The organism is Paenibacillus dendritiformis, from assembly GCF_021654795.1.
Taxonomy (GTDB): domain Bacteria; phylum Bacillota; class Bacilli; order Paenibacillales; family Paenibacillaceae; genus Paenibacillus_B.
Genome location: NZ_AP025344.1, coordinates 3,828,765 through 3,854,129, shown reverse-complemented (window position 1 = coordinate 3,854,129; position 25,365 = coordinate 3,828,765). Strand labels below are relative to the sequence as shown.

19 protein-coding genes are annotated in these 25,365 nt (G+C 57.6%); 16 read left to right on the top strand and 3 right to left on the bottom strand.

The window, feature by feature from the left end; all coding sequences use genetic code 11:
- Positions 1–32 precede the first annotated feature (32 nt).
- The 15 genes from L6439_RS17130 (at position 33) to L6439_RS17060 (ending at position 20,043) form a co-directional block, all read left to right on the top strand.
- The gene (locus tag L6439_RS17130; RefSeq protein ID WP_213468166.1) at positions 33–3,422 is read left to right on the top strand and encodes a tubulin-like doman-containing protein; all 3,390 of its coding nucleotides are present in this window, start codon (positions 33–35) and stop codon (positions 3,420–3,422) included.
- 1 nt (position 3,423) lies between these two features.
- On the top strand, positions 3,424–5,868 hold the full coding sequence (locus L6439_RS17125) for a transcription initiation factor TFIID (RefSeq protein WP_213468167.1): 2,445 nt from the start codon (positions 3,424–3,426) through the stop codon (positions 5,866–5,868).
- Between the two features lie 310 nt (positions 5,869–6,178).
- The gene (locus L6439_RS17120) at positions 6,179–7,459 is read left to right on the top strand and encodes a vWA domain-containing protein (RefSeq protein WP_213468168.1); all 1,281 of its coding nucleotides are present in this window, start codon (positions 6,179–6,181) and stop codon (positions 7,457–7,459) included.
- Positions 7,460–7,478: 19 nt separating this feature from the next.
- Entirely contained in the window at positions 7,479–8,117 is a 639-nt protein-coding gene (locus tag L6439_RS17115; protein ID WP_213468169.1) for a beta-mannanase, read from the top strand.
- Between the two features lie 13 nt (positions 8,118–8,130).
- Positions 8,131–9,393, top strand: a complete 1,263-nt coding sequence (locus L6439_RS17110; RefSeq protein ID WP_168179416.1) for a TRAFAC clade GTPase domain-containing protein — start codon at positions 8,131–8,133, stop codon at positions 9,391–9,393.
- A complete protein-coding gene (locus L6439_RS17105) occupies positions 9,390–12,461 on the top strand; it encodes a GAP1-N2 domain-containing protein (protein WP_237096511.1) in 3,072 nt (1,023 codons plus the stop codon). The genes L6439_RS17110 and L6439_RS17105 overlap by 4 nt, the downstream gene beginning before the upstream one ends.
- Before the next feature lie 63 nt (positions 12,462–12,524).
- Positions 12,525–12,929, top strand: coding sequence for a hypothetical protein (locus tag L6439_RS17100; protein ID WP_213468170.1), 405 nt, complete (start codon positions 12,525–12,527; stop codon positions 12,927–12,929).
- Between the two features lie 149 nt (positions 12,930–13,078).
- Entirely contained in the window at positions 13,079–13,927 is an 849-nt protein-coding gene (locus tag L6439_RS17095) for a decaprenyl-phosphate phosphoribosyltransferase (RefSeq protein ID WP_237096933.1), read from the top strand.
- 24 nt (positions 13,928–13,951) lie between these two features.
- Positions 13,952–14,590, top strand: a complete 639-nt coding sequence (locus L6439_RS17090) for an HAD family hydrolase (protein WP_213468171.1) — start codon at positions 13,952–13,954, stop codon at positions 14,588–14,590.
- On the top strand, positions 14,578–14,907 hold the full coding sequence (locus L6439_RS17085) for an EamA family transporter (RefSeq protein ID WP_168179411.1): 330 nt from the start codon (positions 14,578–14,580) through the stop codon (positions 14,905–14,907). The genes L6439_RS17090 and L6439_RS17085 overlap by 13 nt, the downstream gene beginning before the upstream one ends.
- Complete coding sequence (locus tag L6439_RS17080) at positions 14,897–15,214, top strand: EamA family transporter (RefSeq protein ID WP_237096510.1); 318 nt, start codon at positions 14,897–14,899, stop codon at positions 15,212–15,214. The genes L6439_RS17085 and L6439_RS17080 overlap by 11 nt, the downstream gene beginning before the upstream one ends.
- Positions 15,215–15,254: 40 nt before the next feature.
- Complete coding sequence (locus tag L6439_RS17075) at positions 15,255–16,547, top strand: DUF6080 domain-containing protein (RefSeq protein ID WP_213468173.1); 1,293 nt, start codon at positions 15,255–15,257, stop codon at positions 16,545–16,547.
- 60 nt (positions 16,548–16,607) lie between these two features.
- On the top strand, positions 16,608–18,533 hold the full coding sequence (locus tag L6439_RS17070) for an LTA synthase family protein (protein ID WP_237096509.1): 1,926 nt from the start codon (positions 16,608–16,610) through the stop codon (positions 18,531–18,533).
- Positions 18,534–18,830: 297 nt separating this feature from the next.
- A complete protein-coding gene (locus L6439_RS17065; RefSeq protein WP_168179408.1) occupies positions 18,831–19,085 on the top strand; it encodes a YciI family protein in 255 nt (84 codons plus the stop codon).
- A 52-nt stretch (positions 19,086–19,137) separates the two neighbouring features.
- A complete protein-coding gene (locus tag L6439_RS17060; protein ID WP_213468174.1) occupies positions 19,138–20,043 on the top strand; it encodes a lipoate--protein ligase family protein in 906 nt (301 codons plus the stop codon).
- A gap of 242 nt (positions 20,044–20,285) precedes the next feature.
- Here the strand turns inward: L6439_RS17060 and L6439_RS17055 are convergent, their stop codons facing one another.
- From L6439_RS17055 to L6439_RS17045, 3 genes are all read right to left on the bottom strand, one after another.
- Entirely contained in the window at positions 20,286–21,017 is a 732-nt protein-coding gene (locus tag L6439_RS17055) for a polymer-forming cytoskeletal protein (protein WP_213468175.1), read from the bottom strand.
- A 77-nt stretch (positions 21,018–21,094) separates the two neighbouring features.
- The gene (locus L6439_RS17050; protein WP_213468176.1) at positions 21,095–21,769 is read right to left on the bottom strand and encodes a polymer-forming cytoskeletal protein; all 675 of its coding nucleotides are present in this window, start codon (positions 21,767–21,769) and stop codon (positions 21,095–21,097) included.
- Between the two features lie 15 nt (positions 21,770–21,784).
- On the bottom strand, positions 21,785–22,408 hold the full coding sequence (locus L6439_RS17045) for a YhbD family protein (protein WP_168179405.1): 624 nt from the start codon (positions 22,406–22,408) through the stop codon (positions 21,785–21,787).
- Between the two features lie 318 nt (positions 22,409–22,726).
- Here L6439_RS17045 and L6439_RS17040 point away from each other — a divergent pair, with 318 nt between their 5' ends.
- On the top strand, positions 22,727–24,865 hold the full coding sequence (locus tag L6439_RS17040; protein ID WP_213468177.1) for a stalk domain-containing protein: 2,139 nt from the start codon (positions 22,727–22,729) through the stop codon (positions 24,863–24,865).
- Positions 24,866–25,365 lie beyond the last annotated feature (500 nt).

Genomic DNA, 25,365 nt, shown 5'->3' with positions numbered 1-25,365 from the left:
GAACTCGAATTGATAGGGAGGAACATCCATTTATGAAACCAATCGTCAGAGAACATATTCAGCAATTGGACGTATCGCTGGGCGGAGGCATCGTCAGCGATAAGATCCGCGTCGACACAATCGACAATCCGATCCTGATTATCGGCTTGGGAGGGACCGGCATCGACGCGCTGCTGCGCTTGAAGTACCAGATCAACCGCCGCTTCAAGCTGCCGGAGGATCCGATCTCGAAGAAGAAGCGCGAGAAGCCGGACAATGTGGAGTTCCTGGCCTTCGAGACGAATGAACAGGATCGCAACAAAAAATACCGCGGCATCGGGCTCGATCCGCTCAATGAATTCGTGCTGCTGTCGAACGCCGAGATCGGCGGACTGCTGCAGAACCGCAGCATCCTGGAGCCATACATTACGGAGTGGCTGTCTCCCGAGCTGAGCATCACCGACGGGATGAACGGCGCCGCCGGCGTGCGCCAGGCGGGACGCCTGCTGCTGTTCACCAAGATCAATCAGGTCGTGCAGGCGATTGACAAGAAGATGAAGACGCTGTCCGTCGGCACGAACAAGAAGCTGATGGTATTTCTGCTGTCCGGCTTGTCCGGCGGAACCGGAAGCGGCTGCTTCCTGGACATCGCCTACATCGTGCGGGGCATTATCGAGCGGGATTACGGCTCGGCGGGCATCGACCGCGTCAATACGCTCGGCTATCTGTTCACGCCGGACGTGAACCTGTCGAACAAGAGCCTGAGCGAGCATACGCGCGAATATATCAAGAAGAACGGATACGCCGCGCTCAAGGAGCTCGATTACTGGATGAACGTCGACAGCCGCGGCGAGCGCTTCCGGCAGAAGTACGGCAATATTTTGGCGGTCAATTCACCCCTGCCGCCGTTCAATCTGTGTCATCTGATCTCGGCGACGAACACGGAAGGGAAGCTGCTGGAGAATGCCTACGACTACTGCATGAACGTGACGGCGGAGAACATCACGAACTTCATGGCGAGCGAGGAAAAGCAGTCGGGCGAGGAATTCGCGATTCACGATTACATCAGCAACATCCGCACGAATATCGCCCAGATGAACCGGGCCTATCCGGCCAATTACGAATACAACATCATCGGCGCTTCTTCGGCCGTCCTGCCGATCGAAGAGATGACGACCTATCTCGGATACCGCCTGTTCCAGAAGATGGAGAAGATGTTCCAGAAGGCGCCGAGCCAGGAGGAGGTCGAGAAGTTCGCCCGCAAGCTGGGGGTCGATCTCGACACGATGGTGAAGACGTTCGAATCGCGCGTGCCCGAGCCGCTGCCGGGCTACGAGAACAGTGAGCGACTGAGTTATAACAATGTCATCAAAATGCAAGTCGTCAATATGGATACGGAGCTGGAGCAGACGTTCCTGGCGCGGGCGCGCGAGGAATACATCAAGGCGAAGAAGCAGCTTCCCGGCGAGATCGTCGGCAGCTTCACCGATCAGATCCGGCGGATGTTCCTTCATCCGGAGCAGGGGCCGTTCTACGTGTCCCGTCTGATCTACACGGAGAAGGGCTTCTGCCTGCTGAAAATGCTGCTCTCCTACATCGAGACGCTGCGCGAGAACCTGCATCATATTCCGCGCGACATCGAAGCGGCGCAGGAGCAGGCGAACGAGCGTCTCGGCGATGCGAAGAGCGCCTTTATTTCCAAGGACAAAAAGAAAAATATGTACATCGAAGCCAAAATCCAGGAATATTGGCTGCATGCCGATGTGGAGCGCACCGAGCAGATGATCGAGTTCTACGAGGATCTGTATCAGCTGCTGAACCAGGAGAACAACCGAATTTATAGCGTATTTACGGAAATATTGAACGCGCTCAACTCGATCTTCGAGAAGAACGGCGACATTCTAATCAACGGCGAGGAGCAGGCCGACCATAAAGGGAACCGGACCTATTACTGGAATATTGTCAGCGTCCCGGACATCTCGAAAGTCATCAGCAACATCATGGATCAGAAGGAGGTCGACGACCTGATCCGCGACTTCTCGCTGGAGCTGCTGAATCACTCGAACCAGTGGATCAAGGAGCAGGAGCTCGATATCGTCAGCTCGATCTCGGATTTCCTGTCGGACAAGTTCGGCGATCTGATTACGCAATCGATGGAGGAATTCCTCGTCATGAAGTTCGGCAACGACGAGTCGATCGACAAGTTCGTCGAGCGCCAGATCGCGAGCAAGCTGGACGACGAGGCGGTTCCGGTGTTCCATCTGAGCAACAGCTCGGGCAATTTGCATTTTCCGCGCTGGGGCTTCGTCTCGGTGCCCGTCAAGGCGCCGAGCATTCTCAAAGGGATCCGCAATTATCAGAACAACGCCGTCGGCAAGTCGAACTTCACCGTCAAGGAGAGCGAGGTGAAGAACCGCATCTTCTGGCTGAATACGCATAACGGGGTGCCTCTGTTCGTCTATACGCCGCTCAAGGTCTACGAGGAGAGCTACGAGCGCACGATTCTCGACAAGGAGGGCATCGGCCGCCATCTCGTGCAGACCGACAAGGCGAACTGGACTTATCTTCCTTCCCCGATTCCGGAGCAAGCGTGGGGAGATACGTACCGGAACGAACGGGTGCGGAACTACAACGCCCGCGTCCGGGCCGAATTCGAGCGGGGCGCGCGTTACAAGACCGTCATCGAGAAGGGGATGGACGAGAATACGAGCAACCGCTATGCGGTGGTCTTCACGAAGCCGTTCAACCTCGACGACATGCTCAAAGGCTACGATCTGCAGCTGCAGGCCGCGAAGCCGAATCTGGGGGAAGTGAAGCGCGCTTACCTGGATCTGAAGCGGCTGCTGGAAGAAGGGCTCGAGCCGGTGGAGACCAAAGATATTTTCGGCAGCATCAACGAGGGTCTGGCGAAGGAGAATCTGATCCGTTCGCCTGAGCTGATCGCGCGTCTGCGCGAGGAGTTGGCCAAGTATGAAGCGATCGAGGCGAAGGTGGCGGAATTCGAGCAGATCCTCAATCAGCATCAGGATGAGGAGAAGTGGCAGGATCAATTCATTGAAGCGCTGTACACCGGAACGATCTGCAAAAAAGGCGCGCTTTACGTCTATGACCGCGATGAGGAAGAGGAAGCCTGGGAGCCGTTCGCCAATCTGATGAAGAGCCGGGATTATGTCGAATACGAGGTATATGAGCATTTCCGCGGCCTGGATGAGAAGCACCGCGGCACGCTGCTGCGCAAATCGGCCCGCCGCGCCGCCGAGATGACGGCGACAGAGGATGTCGCTCCGCTCCTGGCGAAGCTGGATGAGCTGTACGCCGCGTTCCTGGATGCGCGCGAGCGGCTGGAATACGAAAAAATCGAGCTGGCGAACGGCGAGGATGCGTACCAGTTCTACAAGCAGTTGACAACCAAGCTGAACGCCATTCGGAGAAAGTTGAAATAAGATGATGACGCACACCATGGTGGAAAGGTTCGCAACCGAGTATGCGCGCGGCGAGGATCGGCTCACCGGCCGGGACGACAACCAGAGCAGCATTCATTATCCGACGGTGTTTCTCTTTATCGGCGACAAGGCGGGGGAGGCCATCGGGCCGATGATCCGCATCAACGAGCGGAAATGGGATAACAGCGCCGGCGTCATGTACGTGCACGCGACGGCCCGGGGCGAAGGAGAAGGAGCGGAAGCTTCCGGCGCTGACGCGGGCGGTTCTGCCGGGGGCGGCGCCGCTTCCGCACGGAATGGCGGGGAACCCGGCGGCAGAGTCGCCCGGCTCGTGCTTCCTATCGGCGGCGTCGGCGGCAGCGACAGCCGCAAGACGATTCGCCGCGATGCGCACCGACGGTTCTACGAGGAGAAGCGCGGCCTGCTGGAGCTTAACCGCATCTTGCGGAAGGTGAGCAGCGATATCGCGGAGTACGGCCGCCTCTATGCCTCCTTCGACCGGATTCATCTGGCGGTCATTACGCGGGCCGATGATCCGCTCAACGTGCTGGTGCCGGAAATAACGCTGCTGGCGGAAGCGATTTTCCAGCAGTCGTTCAAGTCGGTGCAGACGGACTTGTATGCGCTAATCAGCGAGCGGGAGCAGGCCGAAGCGTTCGGCTATGCCAGCTCGGCGGGAGTCGCGTTCCTGCGCGAGCTTGATTATATGCAGAGTGCGGACTATTCGTTCTCGGCCCCGCTGCATGTGACGGAAGACGGGATTGCGATCGAGGTGACGCATCCCGCTTCGCCGTTATTCGATCTCGTCTATGTGCTGACGGACAAAAATGAACGCGGCATGTCGTCCTTCGATGAAGAAGATAATTACGAAATCATTTGCCATATGAATCTGTTGAAAAACCGGAAGCGGACCGACTCGGCCGGGGCGCATGGAATGGACAACTACAACAACACCTCCCTGCGCAACAATCTGATGACCGAATCCGGCCGGATCGGGTTCGTCTCGGCGGGATTCTCGAAGGTGAAGCGCCCGAATCATTCGATAGCGCTCGCCGTGCTGTACCATTTCTGCCGGGAGCTGACGGAGCGGATGAGGGGCGGACCCGAACGGACGGCGGCGGAGAAGCTGGCCTGGTTCGGGCTGAACCCGGAAGCGATCGAGGCCCGGGTCGATCAAGCGGTGCCGGACGAGGAGCGTCTCGGCGACATGAACGGCATTATGACGCATGGCGTCAGCTTCGGCCAATTGAAGCGCATGACGCTGCGCGAGGCCGAGGAAGCGCTGTTCGGCAGCGGCTGCATCGCTTTTTTCCGTGATAATTACGAGCGTGCCGCGGAGAGCGCGATCCGGCAGCTGCCGGACGACGAGCTGCAATATACGGTCCGGCAGCGTCTGGCCGCCCAGGCGGACGCCGGTTTCTATCAGGTGTACGCCTGGACGAACGAGGCGGAGGAAGCGGACAGTGTCTGGCCGCTTCTGCACGGCCGCATCCGCGAGGCGGGAAGAGCGCTCGAAGCGGCGCGGGCGGAGCTGGAGCGGAAGTACGGCGAGACGGTGGAGGAGCAATCGTTCCAGCGGCTGCCGCTGATGGACAAGCACAATGTGCGCAGCTTCATCCGCGCCTTCTTCGACACCGTCTACCGTCAGAAGCTGGAGGTGCTGCGGCTGGAGACGGAGCTGCGGCTGTACCGGAAATACGAAGCGGAGCTGGAGCGGCTGCATGCGATCTACAAGCAGTACGTGCAGCAGATGGAGTCCTTGGAGCGGACGCTCCGGGAAGCGGCGCTCGCCAGCATCCGCCAGGCCGATGACTATATCGGCCAAAATATTATGGAATATTACGAACGGGTGACGGCGGATGTCATGCGGGATATCGAGGCGAAGCGGGGGCCGGGCGCCTTCGGCGAAGAGCGGTATATGGGCAGCGTCTCCCGCCTGCTGGAGCAGGGCACGGAAGCGCTGGCCGCACGGCTGTGCGAGGTGTGCCGGGCTCATATTTTGACCGCGGCTCCGTTCAAGCAGACGTTCGAGGAAGAGCTGCTGCAGCGGGCGAACGTGACGATCGACTACAGCAACCGGGAGGTGCTGTCGCGGGACGAGCTGTTCAAGAAGCTGTACCGCACGCTGGAGGAGCATGCCGGCATTCATATCCGCCTGCTCGATTATACGCACAAGCACCGTTACGAGGAGAAATATTTCTTCGGCGACGCGACGAGCGAATTTATGCGGTATGCGCTGAACGAAGAGGAGACGTCCCGCATCTACAAGCTCGGCTGCGTGCACGAGAAGCGAAGCAGCGGGGTCGAGAAGCTGAACATTATGGGAGGCTTCCGCGTCGAGGATCTTATGTATTACCGGAACGGCAAAATGTACTATGAGAGCTATGTGGAGAACGGTTATTCATTCCATGGGATCGATCCCGAACGGCTTCCGCCTGTCCGTTAGACCGGCAAGACCGTTACGGTTGAATACGCGCCGGGAGAAAGACGGGATCGCGGCCGAATGCTACAGGGCTCTGTACGGATTACGGCCGTTCCCGGGCCTCCGTCGAGGAAGCGCACGGCGGCCGGCGGGCATTCCCGCGGCTTGGAAGCCCACGGCGCATGGCGGACATTCCGTAGGGGGCTGCTTTTCGAACGGCTTGCGGGAAGCGGCGGGCTTGCCTGCCGGCAGGACAACGGGTGGCCCGCCGCGTCGTTGGCGTCCGGCCGGATGATGCCGGGCCGCGTATATTATGTGAGAGGATGCTATATCTATGCAGCGAAAAGTGAATTGGCTCATGGTGCTGTTCAGCCTGATCGGAGGCGCCGTCGGGTGGGCCGCCGGGGAGTGGCTGTTGGGCAGCCTGTTCGGAGACTGGCCGGATGTCGTGGTGAGCGGGCTTTATTTCGGGGTTATCGCCCTTTTCATCGGCCTGGGCTGCCTGACGGCCGAAATGATCTCGCCCCGGCTGAATGGCCCGTCATGGCGGCAGCGGTATGCGGGCACATCCTGGCTGGTGCTCGTGCCGGCGACGCTCGTCATGCTGTTCATCGCGGGCCTGGCGCTTGAAGCGGTCTACCAGATCGAGGCGGGCGGCGCGAAGACGGTCAAAAATATCGTGCTCGTCATCGATAATTCGGGCAGCATGGAGCAGACGGATCCGAACCAGGATCGGTATGAAGCGGCCAAGCGGATGATCGAAGAGATGGATCGGGACAAGCGGGTAGCTGTGTTCGTATTCAACGACAGCGTGGACCTGCTTCAGCCTTTCGTGCAAGTGAAGGATCAGGCAGTCAAGGACGAGCTGTTCGCCAAGATCGATGCGCTCCAGCCGACAGAGGGCGGTACGGATATCGGCCTGTCTCTATCCGAAGCGATGAAGCATATCAAGGACAACCGGGATGACTCGCGCGGCACGATGGTCGTCCTGCTGTCGGACGGCTTCAGCGAGGTGAATACGAACGAAGCGCTTGCCGATTATAAAGCGCGGCATATCGCCGTTCACACGATTGGCCTTAGTCTGGTCGACGCGGAAGGCTCGGGCCTGCTGCGCCGGATCGCGGACGAGACCGGCGGCCAGTATTACGATGTGTCCAAGGCGAACGAGCTGTCGTTCGTCTTCGAAAAAATATACAGCAGCATCGGCGATCGGACATTGGTGACGGAGCGTTCCGGGCCGCTTCAAGACAGCGGCTACTATATGGCGCTGCATGTCATCGCCTTGGCGCTGATCGGTACGGCGCTCGGCTTGTCGCTCGGCCTCGTGTTCGACAATCGCTATCTCGCCAAGAGCTTCGCTATAGGCGGCGCGGCCGCGGGGCTGCTTGCCGGTCTTCTGCTGGAGGCCGGCTTGTCCGGACGTCCGCTGACGGACGGAGCCGTGCGCCTGGGCGCCGATCTGGTGTTGGCGGGCGTCATCGCGCTGTTCTCGCTGGTCGTCCCCGTGCAGGAGAACCAGCGGCCGCGGGAAGGCCGCCGGCGGAGAGGATCGGCGGAGAGCGAAGGCAGCAGCCTGTCCGGACGGCAGCCCGATCGGAGCAGCCGCGGATTCTAGTGTGGGGAGGCCATGACAGATGCATTATACGGAAGCGGGTCCGGAGACGCCGGTCATCCGCGGACTGACACATAGTATTGACGAGGAGCGGTGTACGCTGCGCTGGCTGTGGCCCGATACGATTCAGGCCGTCTATGTGCACAAGGCGGCTGCGGATCGGCCGGCGGCCGAGCGTCCGCCGGCCGCGGAGCTGAAGCTGTACACAAGAGACGAATACAAAGCCAACAACGGCTACCATGACTGGATTCAAGGGATCGGGCGGTTCGTCTATACCATCTACGCCTGTCTGCCGCGGGAGGACGGACAGCGGCAGCTCGTCATCCAGCCGGATGGCGGGAACCGGATCGCGCTGAGCACCGGCCGGGCGAGAATCTACTATTCGATCCGCTACAAAGGCGGCTGGTTCAAGAAATTCAAAACGGCGCAAATCCAGGTGACGGCAGAGGTGCCGCTGCCTGCGGAGGCGCTGTGCTATGTGAAGAAGCATGGCGGCTATCCCGCCAGCAAAGACGACGGCACGGTCTACCCGTTCGTCGAGCCGTTCGCCCCGGGCCGGAACATGCTGCCGGAGATCGAGATCGGGAAGGACGATTACATTCGGCTCTTCTTCACCGACGGCCGCCAATACGGCCAGCTGTACGAGCTGATACCGGAATGAGGAGGGGAAGACATTGGGGATTTTTGATTTTCTGAAGCGCAAGCCGCAGCCGGCGCAACGGCCGCTGTTCTATGATATCGTATGCCCTTACTGCTTCAGCAAATTCTCGCCCGAGGAGGTCGTGTTCCGCGCGGCGCATCACCGCGAGGATGACGAGAATTATGCGCTGCAGGAGGATGAGAAGCTGAATAAATACCGGGATCGCTTCGGCCTCGATACCGTCTATGATATGGAGGCGGTCATCGATCCGCGCGATATTCCCGAAGAGCATCATCTCTATTCGGATAACGTGCTTATCGGTCTCAATGACCGTTATGGCGTCGTCACGCGCAGAAGGCTGTGTCCGCACTGCCATAACGAGCTGCCCGTGACGGCGGGGAAGGTGCCGAGCAATATTATTTCCATTATCGGGGCTTCCCAGGTCGGCAAATCGGTCTACATGACCTCGCTGATCCATACGCTTCAGCATACGACGGCCGATCATTTCGACGCTGCCTGCATGCCGCTCAATGCGGAGATCAGCCGCAAGTTCCGCACGATGTACGAGGAGCCGCTGTTCGAACGCGGCGATCTGCTCGCGTCGACGCAGAAGGAGAAGATGCAGGAGCCGTTCATCTTTCAATTCGTCTTCAAGGATGAGACGAAGCCGCCGCTTACGCTGGTGTTTTTTGATGTCGCGGGAGAAGGAATGGTCGATCAGGATTATCTCGGCCTCCACGGACAGCATATCAAAAATTCGGCGGGCATTCTGTTCATGATCGATCCCCTGCAAATTCGCTCGATTCGTGAAAAAATCCGCATGCAATACGGAGGCGCTTCCGACGAGTGGGTGCCGCAATATGACGAGCCGCGCGATGTCGTGCTGACGCTGTTCGGGGACTTCATCGCTTACCAGGATAAGAACAAAACCGACATTCCGACGGCGGTCGTGCTGACGAAGAGCGACATGCTGCATGCGCTGAAGGATGAGGATGGCGACTATATCAAGCCGAACAGCAACATTTTTCATAATATGGTTCACCGTAAGTATCTGGATCTGACGGAGTTCCATAATATCGACGGCGAGATACGGCGCTTTATCGAGAAGGTGGACCGACCGTTCAAAGGAACGATGGATGTTTATTTCTCTAACACGGCCTACTTCGCCGTATCGGCATTGGGCAGCAACCCGGTGAATCAGAAGCTGCAGGGGGTTGTCAGTCCGATCCGGGTGGATGAGCCGTTCATCTGGCTGTTGTATCAATTGAATTATATCGAGGGGAGAGAGCAGCATTGACATCGAACAGTTCCTCTCGCATCCAGCAGCAAATGTATACGCGGGAGCGGCGCGGCATATTCCGCCCCAACGAAGGCTTCGACACGGTCGCGGCATCTGCCGGGCTGGATCACGGATTTATCAAAAAAGTGCTGCATCCGTTCTGCGTTTATGATTCCCCGGCAGAGCTGGCCTCGCGCGGGGAGAAGGACGAGGCCCGCTATCCGCAAGCGCTGCACCTGTTCCACGCCGATATGGGACAGCTCGTCCTCGGGCGCAGCATCTATCAGGCGGCGGATTTCACGGGCTTGCGCAGCGCCTTCTTCACCCACAACTATGTCGTGCCCGCCGACCGGGCGGCCGAAGCGGTGAAGGACTATCCGTCGCTGCTGAACGCGGACTTCGCCGTCAGCTATGATATCGAGCAGGGAACGGAACTGCCCGAGCTGGAGCGGATTCCGGCCGCGGCGGAAGCGCGCCGTCCGGCTTCGCCGATAGCCCTCCTCGACAGTCTCGGCATCGACGAGAAGATGTTCAAGCAGCTGCTGTTCGCCGTCATGTCGTCCATTGTCACGAGACGCAAAGTGTTCGTGGCGCTCGATGTCGCGGTGGAGGAGTTGTCGAAGAACGCCTTGCAGCTGGTCGGCGTGCTGTACGGATGCCTGCCGCATGCGTACCGCCGCGCGCTCGGCTTCCTGACCTTCTCGAAGGAGCCGTTGAACCGGAAGGGCATTCATCTGACGTTCGTCGAGCGAGGAAGCTTGCGCCCGAATGATCGGAACATCGACAAAGACTATACCTTCGATCTTGCGTCCAAGCGGGTGACGAATGTCGATATTGACCTGGGGAAGCAGCCCTACTTGAGCTTCGCCTGGAGCAATCTGGAGCAGCCGGAGCGAGCGGAAGCCTTCTTTGCTTTCGCGGAGCAGATGCTGGAAGGCATGGACACGCAGCGGCATACCGCGATCGCGAGCTGCCATGAGCTGGCTGTCTTGTTCCAGATCGAGGAAGGCAGGGAATCCCTCTATATGCAGAACCGGGTCGGGGCGCTGCGATCGATGCTCGATTACTTGGCTCCGGAAGGGGCTGTTCAGTCGAAGCGGCGGCTGGGAGAGCTGTTCCGCGGCTGCTTCCAGCGCGAGTATGAGCGGGTCCAGCAGGGTGAACTCCCCGATCCGGCTATCGTAAAATGTTTTATGGAATATGAAGCTCTTGCCGGAACGGCACTAGGCACTGATCTGATCGGGTATTTGATCCGGAGCTTGTACGAAGCCAATCTGGCGAAGGGCAGCGAGCGAATGGAAGCCTATTATGCGCTCATCGAGGGCAGCGACAGCGTCAGCCGGCCCTTCTTCGAGGCATTGCTGCGGGGCGGCAAGACGGTAGACCTCTTCTTCCCGTACATGCGGCGGAAATTCCAAGAGACTGTCCGGGCCGAGGAGTTGGTGAAGCTGGCTCATCATTGGTCCAGCCGGCATCCGGTACTGCTGCGGAAGGCCGAGTTCACCGAAATGGCCGCCGGGCAGCTCGCCGAGAAGCTGCGGCATGATGCGGAGCCGGTGTCCGCCGTGAACGCGGTGCTGGGCACGGTCGAACGCTTGCTCGCGGAGGAAGGGCGGCCCGCCGAAGACATGCTTCTTTTTATGGAGCAGTTGTCGTATGCGGCGAATGAATTCCTGCTGACGGATCTGAATCTGGAGCAGACCCGCCAGGAAGCGTTTCTGCAGATCGGATTCCTCGCGCATCCGGACGAGGTGAGGGAATGGGCCGCCCGCTATCCGCCTCAAGTGCGGTCCACGGCAAATGTCATGCTGGCTGCTTACCGCTGGTTCCAGGACGACGATCCGGATGAATCGATTTTCGCCGGTTTATCGCCTGCCGAACTGGATCGGCTGCAGCAGCTTGGGCGCCGCTGGCTGCAGAAGGATCTGGGGCCGGCGCGGTTCGGCCAGCTGGTGCTGGCGTTCTGCCGGGATGCCGACAAAGGCGTGATCGAATACGGAGCGCTGCTCCATTATTTGCATCAGCATGCACCGGACAGGGAGACCGTATACCAGTTCATGAACTGGTCCGAGAAGCAGCGCTTTTTCGCGCGGGGGAGGAAGCTCGAGCCGGGGTACGCCGCGGCGGTGGTCGCGTATTTCAAAAAATACGACCAGGACGCGTTCAAAAACCGGATGAACCGCAGGCTCTATTTCGAGCAGGCGGGCGCTCCGCTTCAAGCCGTATACGACAAGGCCCGCAGCGAGCTGTCGCCGCCCATCCTCAGATGGCTGCGGCGCAACCGGCAAGCGATGGTGTGGCTCTTGGCCATTATCGTGGTCATCGGCGGCATTGCCGGGGGATTGGCGGCCTCCGGCATCTTCGACAGCGGCAAGCCCGCGGCGGCGGAGAACACCGGGTCCGATCCGGAGCCGCCTCGGCAGGTGGAGCCGGCCGCTAAGCCCGAACCGCAAGTCTTCGCGAGACAAGTCGAGGATTTCGTGGACGGCGAATTGAAGCCGGCGACCGAGCTTGTGTTCGAATTCGGGACGGAGGCGGAATGCGCCGCATTTCAGGCGGGTACGATTACATTGAAGCTGGAAGGCGGCGCCGAGCAGACGTATAAGGATCGTCCCGTGCAGCATCTCTGTTCTTCGGGGGCCGGTTCACAAGGAACGCCGCCGAACGGCTCTGACGGAGCAGGAAGCGGCTCCGCCGGATCCGCGGGCTCGGCAGGAACAGACGGTGCGGATACTTCCTCCACAAGCGCCGGGCAGCCGGATCAGAATCGCGGCGGGAGCGAAGAAGCAGCAGACTCTTCGGAGAGCAAGGCAGGATCGGCGGGAGAAGGGGAGAGCGCGCCGCCGGACATGGCGGGGGAAGGCATCTCTCCGGGAGACACGCCGCCGGGAGACACGCCTTCGGGTGGCGCTTCTCCAGAAGATACGCCCCCTGGAGAAGCCGAGCCGCCGGCCGGCGGGGGGGCGGCCACGCCGGGTCAACAGCGAACCTTTCAAGCGATTGTGTCTTTAGGCGAAGAGGTCGAGCTTGGAAAAATAAGTGAAGTACTTGTGGATCAGAAGAGAGTCGAATATATTGAGAAATAGAGGCTGAGCGTCAGCCTCTATTTTTTGTCATCCTGATTCGGATGATAGAGGAGGCTGTAAGCCGTGCGCTGGATACCGGAACGTTGGAGCCGCAAATGGATTCGATGGGAGCTGTGTCATGCGCTCGTGCTGACGCTCGGATTGTGGGGCGTCCGCTATGTGGCGGCGGGAGCGGAGCCCGCATGGGATACCGCGATGCGAATGGCGGCGGCCGCCGTGGCGCTCGCGACGATTCTCACCCTGTCCGGCTGGCTGGGCGGGCGCTGGATCTGGCTGTTGGGCAGCATCGGCGCGGCGGTCGGCCTGGCGGCGCTGTTCATCGTTACTTTTGGTCGGGGGCATGGCGGATGGGAGGATCTGATTGGCGTCCTCGTTTTTTTGTATGTATTCGCTCTCGGTTATGGCTGCGGAGTACTTGCCGAGACGGCCTTGGCGATCTATCATTGGATTCGGCGCCGAAGAAGCTAAATAATAGAAATGGAACGATAGAAAGATAGATTTTGAATACACATTTTATTTCCAGGTTACTAGGGGGATTTTCAATCGTGAATCTGAAACTTAAGCACACGCCGCAGCCTGCCGCGGCCGCAGCAAGCACCGGTCATGTGGTCGCGCTGATGTGGAGACAGCTTCGCCCGAAGCAGTGGACCAAAAATCTGCTCGTGTTCGCCGCGCTTCTCTTCTCGTTGAAGCGGGTGGATCTGTCGGCGGTATATCATTCGTTGACCGTTTTTTTTCTTTTTTGTTTCGTATCCGGCTGCGTATACATCATTAATGATTATTCGGACCGGGAAGCGGATCGCGTCCATCCGGTGAAGCGGCATCGGCCGATGGCATCCGGGGCGTTGAATCCGGCTGTCGCTCTCGGAACCGGCGCGGTGCTGCTGGCCGGCTCGCTGGCGGCTTCTTACTTCATCCATCCGCTGTTAACGGCGGTGCTGGCGGTTTATTTTGTCTTGAATGTGGCTTACTCGTTCAGATTGAAGCATGTCGTCATTCTTGATATCATGACGATTGCCGCCGGGTTCGTGCTGCGGGCCATCGCGGGCGGATTAGCCATTCATGTTCAGTTGACGCCATGGTTTCTGCTCTGCACGATGCTGCTCTCTCTTTTTCTGGCGATAGGCAAGCGGAGGCATGAACTGTTTTTGCTGGCTGATCAGAAAGGGACGCACCGCAAGGTGCTCGAGAACTATTCATTCGCGCTGCTGGATCAATTGATCAGCATCGTGGCTACGGCGACCATCATCAGCTATTCGCTGTTTACTTTTACCGCCGGGCGGACGACGCATTTGATGTGGACGATTCCTTTTGTCATATACGGCATTTTCCGTTATTTATACTTGATCCATGTGGAGAAGAAGGGCGGAGCGCCCGACAGGCTGCTTTTTGAAGACAAGCATATTTTCGTTACCGTCATTTTGTACGTGATTAGCGTGCTGGCGATATTCATCCTGTTTGAATAGGGAAAAAGGAGGACGTCAGACATCATGTTGGCCAAAGTAGCGCTTTTCGATATCGACAAAACGATTATTCGTCGCGATTCCATGTTCTTGTTCTTGAAGTACGGTCTTGCGGCGAAGCCGCGGTCTTGCATCCATTTGCCCGCTCTGGCCTGGAACCTCCTGCTGTATAAGCTTGGGATCGTGCCGGCCGAAAAGGCCAAGCAGTACTTTTTTCGATCCATTGCTTATATGGACGAGACCGACCTGGAGGCTTTTTACGACCGGGTCCTGGCGCCGGAGATGTACCAGGATGCGCTCGCCGAGATGCGCAGCCGCAAGAAGCTGGGCTATCGCGTCCTTCTCGTGACGGCTTCTCCCGTCGCCTATATGAAATATTTCAAGAAGCTGGCGTGCGTGGACGAGGTGCTGGGAACGGAGCTGCAGCGGCGGAACGGCCGCTATACGCACCGGATCGAGGGCAAGAATTGCAAAGCGGAAGAGAAGGTAGCGCGCATCCGCGACTATCTGGAGCGGCATCAGCTTGAGATCGATTTCGAGGCCTCCTGCGCGTATTCCGATTGCATGAGCGATCTGCCGATGCTGGAGCTAGCGGGGCAGCGGTATTTGATCCGGAACGCCCCGATCAAGCAGGAGGGTCTGGAGGTCATGAGATGGAGCTCTTGAAGTCGAGGCACGCCGGCAAGGCGCTCATGATTTTGTCGGCCTGGTGCACCGCGACGGGTCAGTTGTTCTGGAAATGGGGCATCGCGAATCTGCTCTACTTGGGGATTGGCTTTGTGTTCTATGGCATCGGGGCCGTGCTAATGATCAAGTCGCTGTCGCTGGAGAAGCTGTCCGTCGCTTACCCGCTCATGGCATGCAGCTATATTTTTGCCCTGCTGTACGGCGGTCTTCTCTTGGGCGAGACGGTCACTCTGCAGAAAGGAATCGCCGTCCTGCTGCTCATTATCGGCGTCGCGTGCATTAGCTATGAGAAATGAATGGTTGTGGCTCCTCCTCGTAGTAATGACGTGGTTCGGGTCGCTCGGGAGCGCCTGCTTCAAGTTGTCGTCCGCGCGCCAGCAGCGGAGCATGCTTTTTCTCGGCTTCCTGTGCTATGGAGCGGGGGCCTTGCTCAATATTTATTTGCTGCGGTTCTTGCCTTATACCGTCGTTCTTCCGGCGAATGCGCTGACCTTCATCTGGACGATGGTGCTGGCGAGATGGATATTCAAGGAATCGATTGGCTTGCCGAAGGCGGCAGGCATTGCTTTTATTTTTGCGGGTATGCTGCTTCTCGCAGGATGATGGATGAGATATAGAAATTATCGTATGGAGGCATGGGGTCATGCAGTTTTGGAAATCGGTTTTTGGCGTGAAACAGGATAACCGCAAAGCGCTGCTGCTGTTTTTGGGCTTCTTACTATTCTATTTTTGGCTGAATCTTCCGTTTATTGCGTATATGGAGCGGAATCAGGCAGTGCTGATTGAGCACAGCCCGTTTTATGGGGCGCCGTTCACACTGAATCTGTTCAATTTCGATCCGTCGCTTTATTATGCGCCGCAATCTTCCGTGATTCATCCGTTTATTAATTTCTTGTCGGCGCCGTTGAAGCAGGCGGCCGCCATGACCTGGGGCAACGGCCTGTTTCTGGGCATACAGAGCGCCATGAATGCGTGCGGCGTCGTCCTCATGTATTATTATTTGCGCCGCAATTCCTTCGGCAACGCCTTGTCGATCGGAACTGCCGTATTTTTCGGGGCAAGCTCCTATCAGATTTTTTCGGCGTTAATCCCGGATTCTTATCCGTACGCGGTGCTGCTCATTTTGCTCACGGTGCTGTACGCGCAGTACTGCCGCGACCATCGGAAGCTTGGAGTATGGCCGGCCTCGATCCTGCTGACGCTGAACTTCGGTGTGACCGTGACCAACGTCGCGACAGCCGTCGGCACGCTCTTCATCAGCACGGTGCGCAAGAGCCGAACATACGTGATCGCCTGCCTCAAAATCGCGGGCGTCTCCTTGCTGCTCGTCGCTCTGCTTACGGGTGTGCAGTTCGTTCTATTTCCCGGCAACTCCTGGATTGCGACGTGGCAGCACAATATCGAAGCCGGCGGATTCAGCTATGTAGCGCCATTTTCTTTTGCCCATCACTGGAAAGCCTTGTATTCGATGATCGAGAGCCCGATTGTAACGCCGCGCTTGGCCATGATCGACGACTCGGTGATGGCGTTCGTCACGAACCTGTCGAACCCGTTCCCGCTGTATGGGCATCTTATCGGCATCGTTGTCATCGCTCTGGCCTTGCTGGCTCTCGTCAGGGGGTTCCGGTCGACCGAGGTGCTGTCTCTCGCCGTCTATCCGCTGTTCGCGCTGCTGCTGCATATTGTCGTCGGCTTCGGCTTGGCGGCATTTCAATATGATATGTATCTGTATGCCGGTCATTATTTATTTGCCTTGTTCCTGTTAAGCGCGTGGGGGGTCCACCGCTGCGGCGGGCGCGCTCGCGGGCTATTGACCGGAGTTATCGTCGCCTGCGCGGCGGCCACTCTGGTCCACAACATCATTGCCCATGCGGCCGCGCTGGATACGATCCAGCAGGTCTATATCCAGATCGGCTCGGCTTCCATTCCGTCGTAGGGGCCCAGCTTTGAAGGGAAGACTCATGGAACAGATTGAAGAGAAAGAAAGTGATTTTTCATGAAAATAGGAATGCGGAAGCAACATGTTCGACTGTCGCCTCTCGCGGGCATCTGTCTCCTGCTGCTGGCGAAGCTGGCCTTGCTTCGTGTTTTCTTGTTCGGCGAGATTACGGGTCTGGGGCTGCTCAGCGACGCCTTGTCCTTGCTTGCCATGATGAGCTTGTTGGAGCTGGCCCTGCCGCGCCGCGGGAAGCGCGGCGTCTATTGGGCGATCAACGCCGTTTTTTCGTTGATGCTCTTCGCCGCCGTCTTGTACCGGATTCATTTCAATACGGTGCCGACGTATACGGCGCTTGGCGGGTTGGGGCAAGTGCCGCAAATCCGGGGGAGCATTACGGTTTTGATTCAGCCCTATCATTTTCTCTTTTTTGCGGATATGGCGATCGCCCTCGCGATCGGAGCGGTGCGCTTGTTCAACCGCGCTTCCGCGCGTGAACTCGCGGCGACGCTCGGAGAGCGGCAGCGGCCGCTGCGAACCGGCACGCTGCGGGGCAAAATCGCGGCCGCTCTCGTCCTCGTCGCCAGCGCGGCGGTCTCCCTGCAGTTCATTGCCGAAGGCAGCCGCATTGACAATGAACTGGTGCAGGCGGAGCGCCTCGGCTTCCTGAACTATCAGGTCGCGTCGGCCATCAAGAACAAGCGGGAGAATGATCTGATTGCCCGCGGCAACCTGCAGGACACGATCCGGCGGGTGAACGAGCTGCAAGCGACATATCCTTATCGTAAGGAAGACAAGAAGGACGCCAAGCCGGCTCATTTCGGCGAAGCGAAGGGCATGAACGTCATCGTCGTGCAGATGGAAGCATTTCAGAACTTTCCGATTCACTTGAAGCTCGGCGGTCAAGAGGTGACTCCGGTCCTGAACCGGCTAGCGAAAGAAGGCTATTATTTTCCTCATGTCTATCAGCAGATCGGCCAAGGCAATACTTCGGACGCGGAATTTATGTCCAACACGTCGATTTACCCGACCGGCACGGTAGCGATGTCGACGGGCTTCGGGGACCGGGAGCTGCCCAGCCTGCCGCGCCTGTTGAACAAGCTTCACTACCAATCGGCGACGTTCCATGTGAATGAAGTCCAATTCTGGAGCCGCCATCTGTTATATCCCGGCGTCGGATTCGATCGGTATTTCGACCAGCCTTATTACGAGAACGATCATTTCAATGATTTCGGGGCTTCGGACGAGGAATTATACCGCGTCGGGGGCGAGAAGCTGACGGAGATGGCCGCAGCCGGCCAACCGTTCTATGCCCAGTTCGTGACCGCGTCCAGCCACGCACCGTTCGTGATTCCGCCGGATCGGCGCAGGCTGAAGCTGCCTCCAGAGATGGAAAATACGCAGCTTGGGCATTATTTGACGGCCATCCACTACACCGATTATGCGTTGGGCCGCTTCATCGATCAGCTCAAAGCCGACGGCATCTGGGATAACACGGTGCTTGTCGCCTATGGGGATCATTCGGGCGTCAACCCGGCGGAGACCGACGGGAAGGAGATTGCCGCCCAATTGGGCATCCCCTATGATAATAAGGTAAGCCGCTTCAATATTCCGCTCATTATTCACGTGCCAGGGCAGAAGAGCGGCAAGACGGTGGAGCTTACCGGGGGCCAAGTCGACATTATGCCGACGCTGGCCAACTTGCTTGGCATCTCGTTGAAGGAGCAGCAGTTCACCGCGTTCGGCCGCGACCTGCTGAATACGGATCGCAATGTCATCGGCATGCGCTATTATTTGCCGACCGGGTCGTTTTTTACGAATGAGATTTTGTTCGTGCCGGGAACGGGCTTCGAAGACGGCGAGGCGATCTCGCTCCGGACGCTGGAGCCGGTGCTTGATCTTGAGCCTTACCGCCGCGATTATGAGTATATTTTATCGTTAATGAAGCTGTCGGATGAGTATGTCCAGCTGCTGCCCAAGCGGTAGCGATTGGGCGCCCGCTTGCTTCGCGGGTTATCCCGGCAGGGCTCTCACGGCCCCTGCAGCCCTTGCGAACAGAGAGCCGCTCGCCGGTTGCGGCTTTTCAGATGAAGCCTTCTGTTGTACGCTAGAAAGGAAGAGCTTGGCATATGCCCCGCGGAAGCTTGCCTCCGGCGCCTGGCCAAGACGGCATCGGATCGCAGGGGGTGCGATCCGCCGGTAGGCTGTCTAACGGCGCCAGGAGCCGTTTTGCCCGGGGATTGCCGTATTTACTACCCGTTCAGGGAAAAGGAGATAATCGACATGGCTCATTTTGCGGCTTTATTGGAAATGAAGGATGCCTCTAAAAATCAAACGTATCGTCAGGCGCACCTGAATTATTTGGACAAGTTGAAAGAGCAGGGCAAGGTGTTCGCCAAAGGCCCCTTCGGCGACGGATCGGGCGGCATGGTCATTTATGTGGCGGATTCCATGGAAGAAGCGCGCCAGCTGGCGGAGAACGATCCGTATGTCGTGGAAGGGGTTCGGCATCTGAACCTTCGCGAGTGGAAAATATAGAAAAAAAGGAAAGGGGGCGCTCTCGCCCCCTTTCCGTGCAGGAGGCAGCGAAATGACTCACCGAACAGAGACGGAACGCCGCGGGCGGCAGCCGGAGGACGAGGTCCTTGATGAGCTTGTACTCGGCCAGTTGAATGACGTGCTGCTGCTGGATCGCACGAACGATTGGACGGAGCCGGATCCGCTCTATCCGTTCGCGCTGGATGAACTGCTGTGCAGAGAGACCGGCCGCGGGGGCCCGCCGCTCTGCCATCTGTGGCGCCATCCGCGGGCCTTCATCCTCGGGCAGCGCGACAGCAGGCTGCCCCAAGCCGCCGAGGCGCTGCGGTGGCTGGAGTCGCTGGGCTATGCGACGGCGGTTCGCAATACCGGCGGCGCGGCGGTGCCGCTCGATTCCGGCGTCGTCAACCTGTCGCTCATCCTGCCGAAGCAGGAGGGGGGCGACAAGCATTTTCACGGCGATTTCGAGCGGATGTACCGCTTGATTCGGCGCGCGCTGCAGCATACCGGCTGCCGCGTCGACAAAGGCGAGGTCGAAGGGGCCTACTGCCCCGGCGACTTCGACCTGAGCATTGGCGGCCGCAAATTTTGCGGCATCGCCCAGCGCCGGCAGGCGAACGCCTTCATCGTGCAGGCGTTCGTCATCGCCGGCGGCTCCGGCCGCGACAGCGCCGGGCTCGTGCGGGAATTCTACGCTCGCGCGGCCGCCGGCGGCACGGAGCGGGATTATCCGCGCGTGACGGAAGAGAGCACGGCCAGCCTCGAGGAAGCGGCTGGGCTTGGCCGGGAAGGCGATGCGGCCGAGGCCTTCACCGCCGCCGTGAAGCGGGTTGTCCGCGAGCGGCAGACGGAGCAGGGAATCGCGGCCGGGGCGGCGAGACTGCGGCTTCCGGATCCGGACGAGGTTCGTATGGCCGCAGCCGAACTGCGCCGCCGCTATGGGGTGCGGGGCCAGTAAAAAAAGGACATCCGTCAGCGGCGCAGGGACGGCAAGCCGTTCATTATCGTTGGCACAGGCGGTACGATATTGCCGGGCAGCCAGATGGGATCATCCGCACAATAGAACATCGAACAACGGTAAGAGAGCATCCTCATCCAAAGGATGCTCTTACCGCTGTTCCGCGTACTGTCTAAGGCGACAATCATTGCTGTGAAGAATTAGACACAACCGAATCCGGTCCCCGGGGCTGTAAGCCGCAGTTATATTTGGGCAATATGATGAACGTTGGAATCCGGGTGACAGTGCAGCTGCCGGCGGTACTCAACCTGCCCGATCTCGCAGCCGGGGCCGATGATGACATCGTTCCCGCGGACGATGCGTGCCGTCGTATGCTCCAATTCAATATGATCGCCTTCGATGAGCTCGGCGCTCATACGCGCATCCGGCGCCAAATGGAACAGGCCGGGAAGGATGGCGAGCAGATTGCCAAGTCCGCTGCCGCGGCGGATCTTGATCGTGTCTCCGCCGATCTCGCGGGCATGACAGGGCCATTGAAGACGTAGGTCCAGGCTGCCCGCATTGAGCAGGCCTTCGACCTGGAGCGAACCGCTGGCAGTGATGGATTCGAATTCGCAATCGCCCTGAACCGTCGCGGAGCCTCTCAGGCTCAGCCGCTCGCCCTGCAGATTGCGGCTGATGGTTGCCATCCCGCCGATATTGGCCTCCCCGGCGCGCAGGCTGCCGTGAATCTCGCCGTTCCCCTGGATAGAGAGCTTGTTCACATTCACGTTTCCGTTGACTTGAGAGGTTCCCCGAATTTTCATTTCCCCGGCCTTCACGCTGCCCTCGATATGGGCGGAGCCCGCGCAGCTGAACTGGCGGCAGTCCACATCGCCGTGCACAGAGCCGTCTCCCATGATGCTTACTTTGTCGTATACTCCCCCGCCCGCGCGTGAGGAGCCCATAATTTTCAGATCGCGCCGCTGTTCCATATTGTATCCGATTCCTCCTTATTCAGGCTTGCCGGTGCCGCAAGGGATAAATCCCAGACAGACCGCATCCTGTTTCATTACAGCTTCCGGCGGCTATTCACTTGAGCCTCTTCATGCAGTTGTACGGACTGCCGGTATTCAACCTGATCGATCTGGCAGCCGGGACCGATGGTGACATGATTGCCGCGCACGACGCGGGCACGCGTATACTCCAGATCGACGATATCCCCCTCGATCGTGTCCGCCTCCAATTTAGGACGGTTGGTGAAGGAGGAGAACAGCTTGTTGAAGATCGATAACGCGGCGCCTTGTCGAACCAGAATCCGCTCACAGCCAATTTCTCGCGCCCGGCAGCCGCCAGCCATTTTGACATTGATCGTGCCTGCGTTGAGCAATCCGCCAATATGGAAGGCGCCGCGGGAGACGAAACGTTCGGCCTGGCAGTCGTAAGCGACTGTGGCGGTGCCGTTGAGCTCGATCTCGTCGCCCGACCAATGACCATCCAGCCGGGCCGTCCCATCGATGCGGCTATGATCCGATTGAAGGTTTCCTTGGAGAGTAAGCATCCCGCGAACCTCCATCGTATCCGCCTCCAGATTGCCTGTTACTTTGCCTTTCCCGTTGGAGGCAAAGGATGAGCAGACGAGATCTCCATCGATACTGCCCATTCCATCTATCCGAACACGCTGATAGGTGCCGCCGGACGAGCTTCCGAGACCTGAAATCATAAGATCTCCCGTTGCTTGAGACATAAGAGGTTCCTCCCATTACGTAAGTTTGAGTTTCAATTCTTGCAAGCAGCTGGAGAGAGATAGGCGGGTCACGAGCTTTGCTCCGCCATCCACGCAGATATCATCCGGGCTGGAGACGAGGAGCAGTGTGCTAATGCCCATTTTGCGGATCAGTACTAGATCGCAATCCTTCCCTTCGAACTTGCCATAATGCTCCTGCAGCAGCTGAAGCAGCAGCATGCCTTCCTCCAGACTCATATCGCCAGATTGGAGCATCCGATCGAGCACGTAGATGTGCAGCAGCTTTTCAAATGAAAAAGCTTCGGCATCGCCCAATTGCTCGGTGTACACCTGAAGCGCCATCGGCGTCACGAGACCGCGGCCGATAATTTCGGCCTTGCTGAGTGCAGTGCTGGCGACATGCGGCGAGAACATGTCTGCCAATTCATCTAGCGACAAATCCTCTTTCATATTGATGATTTTATCGATGCGCTCCAATATTTTGTCTTTTGGAAAAAAAGTCTCTTGGCCGGTGTGGGTAGACTTCCGGATGAACCACGCTTCCGGTATCAGATTTTTGCGCTTCCACCGGTACAGCTGCCCATAAGAGATCCCGGTCAGATCGAGCAATTCTTTTTTTGAAATCAATTGTTCGTCCATGCCAAGCGGAAGCCTCCTTGGTTATTGTGTAACAGTGTTACGTTGATATCGTAACATTGTTTTGTTAAGAGTGCAATCCTGGGGTTCGCCTGCTGCCCGTTCGGGAGATCAAATGATGGATCATCGTTTACTTGGTTTCTATTTCGCCTTTTTTCTTCGTTAATCACCGGAATTCTTTTCTATGCTGGCTTTCTGTGAAGATGGTTACGAAAAATGAAACTTTTTGTAATCTTTTGCGTCTAAGATTATGTTCACATGAAGGAGCCAGGATTCGATATGAGCACGAATGATTACGATGGGTGAGGAGAAAGCATAGAAATGAAATCTTGGAAAAAGCTATTTGTTACTTGCTTGGCAGCAATACAACTTATCACGATGGTTCCCGTCTTGGCTGCGGCAGAAGGAGACGGCAGCGCAGTAGGAGGAACGGAAGCGGCCGTCGAATCCCAACAGCAAGGCGACATTACAGCTGAAGAGCCGGACGGAGATGGAAGCGGGGAGAACCCGGATACAGCGGACCCGGAGATGACGGAGCAGGACACGGTTACCCCGGATCCCGCAGCCGGCATTGCCGGCATGGATGAGCTCATCCTGATGGCGAACAGCAATGTGATGTATCATAACGGCGTTAAATATACCTCTCCACAGCCGATTACCGTCAAAAAGGGCGTTTCTTATATAGCTCTCCGGTCCTTGGTGGATCGGTTCGGATTGCAGACCCGATTCGACAATAAGACCAAGGAAACGATTATTACGAACGGAGACAAGGAATTGCGCTATAAAGCGGGCAGCGATCAATACCGGGTGAACGGTTCCCCGACCAAGATGAGCGGGGAATCTTATATTGTCAAAAACACGTTCATGGTGCCGGTAACGTCCGCAATGCAGGCCTTTGGCTATCCATATACATGGGACAGCAAGAACAAGCGGATCGTGATTCAGTTGAACACGCAACCGATTGCCAAATTCAGCGTAAATGAAGAGGAGATTTTCGCGACGCAGACCCGCGTGACGGTCAAGAACGAATCCACGAGCCCAACCGGGTTGAAGATAGTCGATGAACAGTGGGAAGGGCTTCAGGAGTATTATGATGAGCCTGGCGTTTATACGATTACCCTTCGGGTCGTCGACGAGCGCGGCAACATAAGCGAACCGTACTCTGTCAATATTACAGTCCAGCCGGCGAAGGAACCGCCGAAGGCGCACTTCCAGACGCCTAAGACCACCTATAAAATGGGGGAGTACATCCGTTACGAAGATTTGAGCACGGACAAAGAGGATTCCATCACGGAACGGGTATGGACGAACAATGAGCCGGCGTTTTTCCAACCGGGGCCGCAGACGATTACGCTCAAGGTGACAAATAAGTTCGGGCTGACGGATGAGTATTCCCAGACCATCATGATCTCGGATGAAACACTGTACACCTTCGACGAGTTCAACCTGCTCTACACTCCGTACGGGGAAGTGTTCCCGCTTGGCGCTCGTTCCGTATTGGATATGAAGCTGCTTCAGCCGGAAGTGAAGGAAGAGCGACGGACACTGTACCGCACGAATTCTCCGGAGACCGTGCTTGAGGAAGGAATCGTGTACAAAGATCGCGTTGCTGGCGGCGCCCGCATTTTCCTCCATCACAAAAATGGAACCGACAAGAAGATGCAGCTCTATGTGGTTGCGAAAAACATATCCGATGATCCGGCTACCGTCTATGTGGAGCATTACGGCCAAGCTGGACCGAATCCGTATCCGCAGCAGACCGGGAAGCTCGCATCGGTTCGCTACATGGAATCGTTCGAGAAGACAGGAGAAATCAATGAGTTGGTGCTTCAGCCGAACGAGACCCGGGTACTGACACCGCAATTGAACGAGCGTGCGATGAGACCAGGGGATATCTATACGATGTACGCCGATTTCTTCGGCGACAATACGTTAGAATATTCGGTCATAGCCCTGGAAGATTCGAAGGATGTTATGAAGGAACTCAACAAGCTGAAAGAGCTTAAGCCAGATGGCAAGCATATCCGAGGCACGTTCAACAATGCGGATCGCGTCTTCACGATCGGCGAGCGGGTAGGAGAAACCGCCTCCCGTCTCGTCTTTGCCGACAAGACAAATGACACGTACATTGAAGGTTCGGATATGATGACCTATGAGAAACAGGTGAACGCCGGCAACTATGGCGTATTGTACCGTGTCAAGCTCGAAAATGTGGCGCCGCACACGTTGATCGCCTTCAACTCTCGCGGCGGCTCCTACTCGGGCGGTTTGTATGTGAATGGACAGACCGTGACCACCCCGAATAACGGAAGATTGAGCAGTACGGGCGAAGCCAGCGTCGTCTACCGGACCGGAGCTTACGAGGAGACGGTAGAGATTCTGTTCACCCCGGCCGCGGGCAGCAATATGCCGGTCAATCTGCTGTTCATCCCATTGCCAAAAGAAAAACCAGCAGAATAAGCCATCATTCTATACTCATTACAACACTAGACAGAGAGGGTTCCCACAAAGGGCCCTCTCTTTTTTTGGAGCGACTGGATTGCCCATTGACTCCTTACGACCAATATCCCCACGCCTCAGATGTTACGGCTGATATCCTTGTACTGACTCCTTATGCTCAATATCCCCACGGGTCAGGTTTTCACGGCTGATATCCTTATACTGACTCCTTATGCTCAATATCCCGCCGCCTAGGTGTGTTACGGTTGATGTTCCGCACTGACTCCTTATAACCAATATCCCCACTGGTCAGGTTTTCACGGCTGATATCCTTGTACTGATTCCTTATGCTCAATATCCCGCCGCCTCAGGTGTGTTACGGATGATTTCCCGCGCTGACTCCTTATAACCACTATCCCCGCGGGTCAGGTTTCACGAATCATGTTTTGGCTACTTTCACAGAGTCCCCACCTGGTCAGGGGGACTTTCACCAAAGAGTTGGACAATAACAAATCCAACCT

What these genes read in the sequence shown, in the direction of transcription:
- L6439_RS17125 (WP_213468167.1), top strand. Translation starts at nt 3,424, where the DNA reads ATGATGACGCACACCATGGTGGAAAGGTTCGCAACCGAGTATGCGCGC.
- L6439_RS17095 (WP_237096933.1), top strand. Translation starts at nt 13,079, where the DNA reads ATGTGGAGACAGCTTCGCCCGAAGCAGTGGACCAAAAATCTGCTCGTG.
- L6439_RS17085 (WP_168179411.1), top strand. Translation starts at nt 14,578, where the DNA reads ATGGAGCTCTTGAAGTCGAGGCACGCCGGCAAGGCGCTCATGATTTTG.
- L6439_RS17050 (WP_213468176.1), bottom strand. Translation starts at nt 21,769, where the DNA reads ATGTCTCAAGCAACGGGAGATCTTATGATTTCAGGTCTCGGAAGCTCG.
- L6439_RS17040 (WP_213468177.1), top strand. Translation starts at nt 22,727, where the DNA reads ATGAAATCTTGGAAAAAGCTATTTGTTACTTGCTTGGCAGCAATACAA.
- L6439_RS17070 (WP_237096509.1), top strand. Translation starts at nt 16,608, where the DNA reads ATGAAAATAGGAATGCGGAAGCAACATGTTCGACTGTCGCCTCTCGCG.
- L6439_RS17090 (WP_213468171.1), top strand. Translation starts at nt 13,952, where the DNA reads ATGTTGGCCAAAGTAGCGCTTTTCGATATCGACAAAACGATTATTCGT.
- L6439_RS17045 (WP_168179405.1), bottom strand. Translation starts at nt 22,408, where the DNA reads ATGGACGAACAATTGATTTCAAAAAAAGAATTGCTCGATCTGACCGGG.
- L6439_RS17065 (WP_168179408.1), top strand. Translation starts at nt 18,831, where the DNA reads ATGGCTCATTTTGCGGCTTTATTGGAAATGAAGGATGCCTCTAAAAAT.
- L6439_RS17080 (WP_237096510.1), top strand. Translation starts at nt 14,897, where the DNA reads ATGAGAAATGAATGGTTGTGGCTCCTCCTCGTAGTAATGACGTGGTTC.
- L6439_RS17060 (WP_213468174.1), top strand. Translation starts at nt 19,138, where the DNA reads ATGACTCACCGAACAGAGACGGAACGCCGCGGGCGGCAGCCGGAGGAC.
- L6439_RS17115 (WP_213468169.1), top strand. Translation starts at nt 7,479, where the DNA reads ATGCATTATACGGAAGCGGGTCCGGAGACGCCGGTCATCCGCGGACTG.
- L6439_RS17055 (WP_213468175.1), bottom strand. Translation starts at nt 21,017, where the DNA reads ATGGAACAGCGGCGCGATCTGAAAATTATGGGCTCCTCACGCGCGGGC.
- L6439_RS17120 (WP_213468168.1), top strand. Translation starts at nt 6,179, where the DNA reads ATGCAGCGAAAAGTGAATTGGCTCATGGTGCTGTTCAGCCTGATCGGA.
- L6439_RS17075 (WP_213468173.1), top strand. Translation starts at nt 15,255, where the DNA reads ATGCAGTTTTGGAAATCGGTTTTTGGCGTGAAACAGGATAACCGCAAA.
- L6439_RS17130 (WP_213468166.1), top strand. Translation starts at nt 33, where the DNA reads ATGAAACCAATCGTCAGAGAACATATTCAGCAATTGGACGTATCGCTG.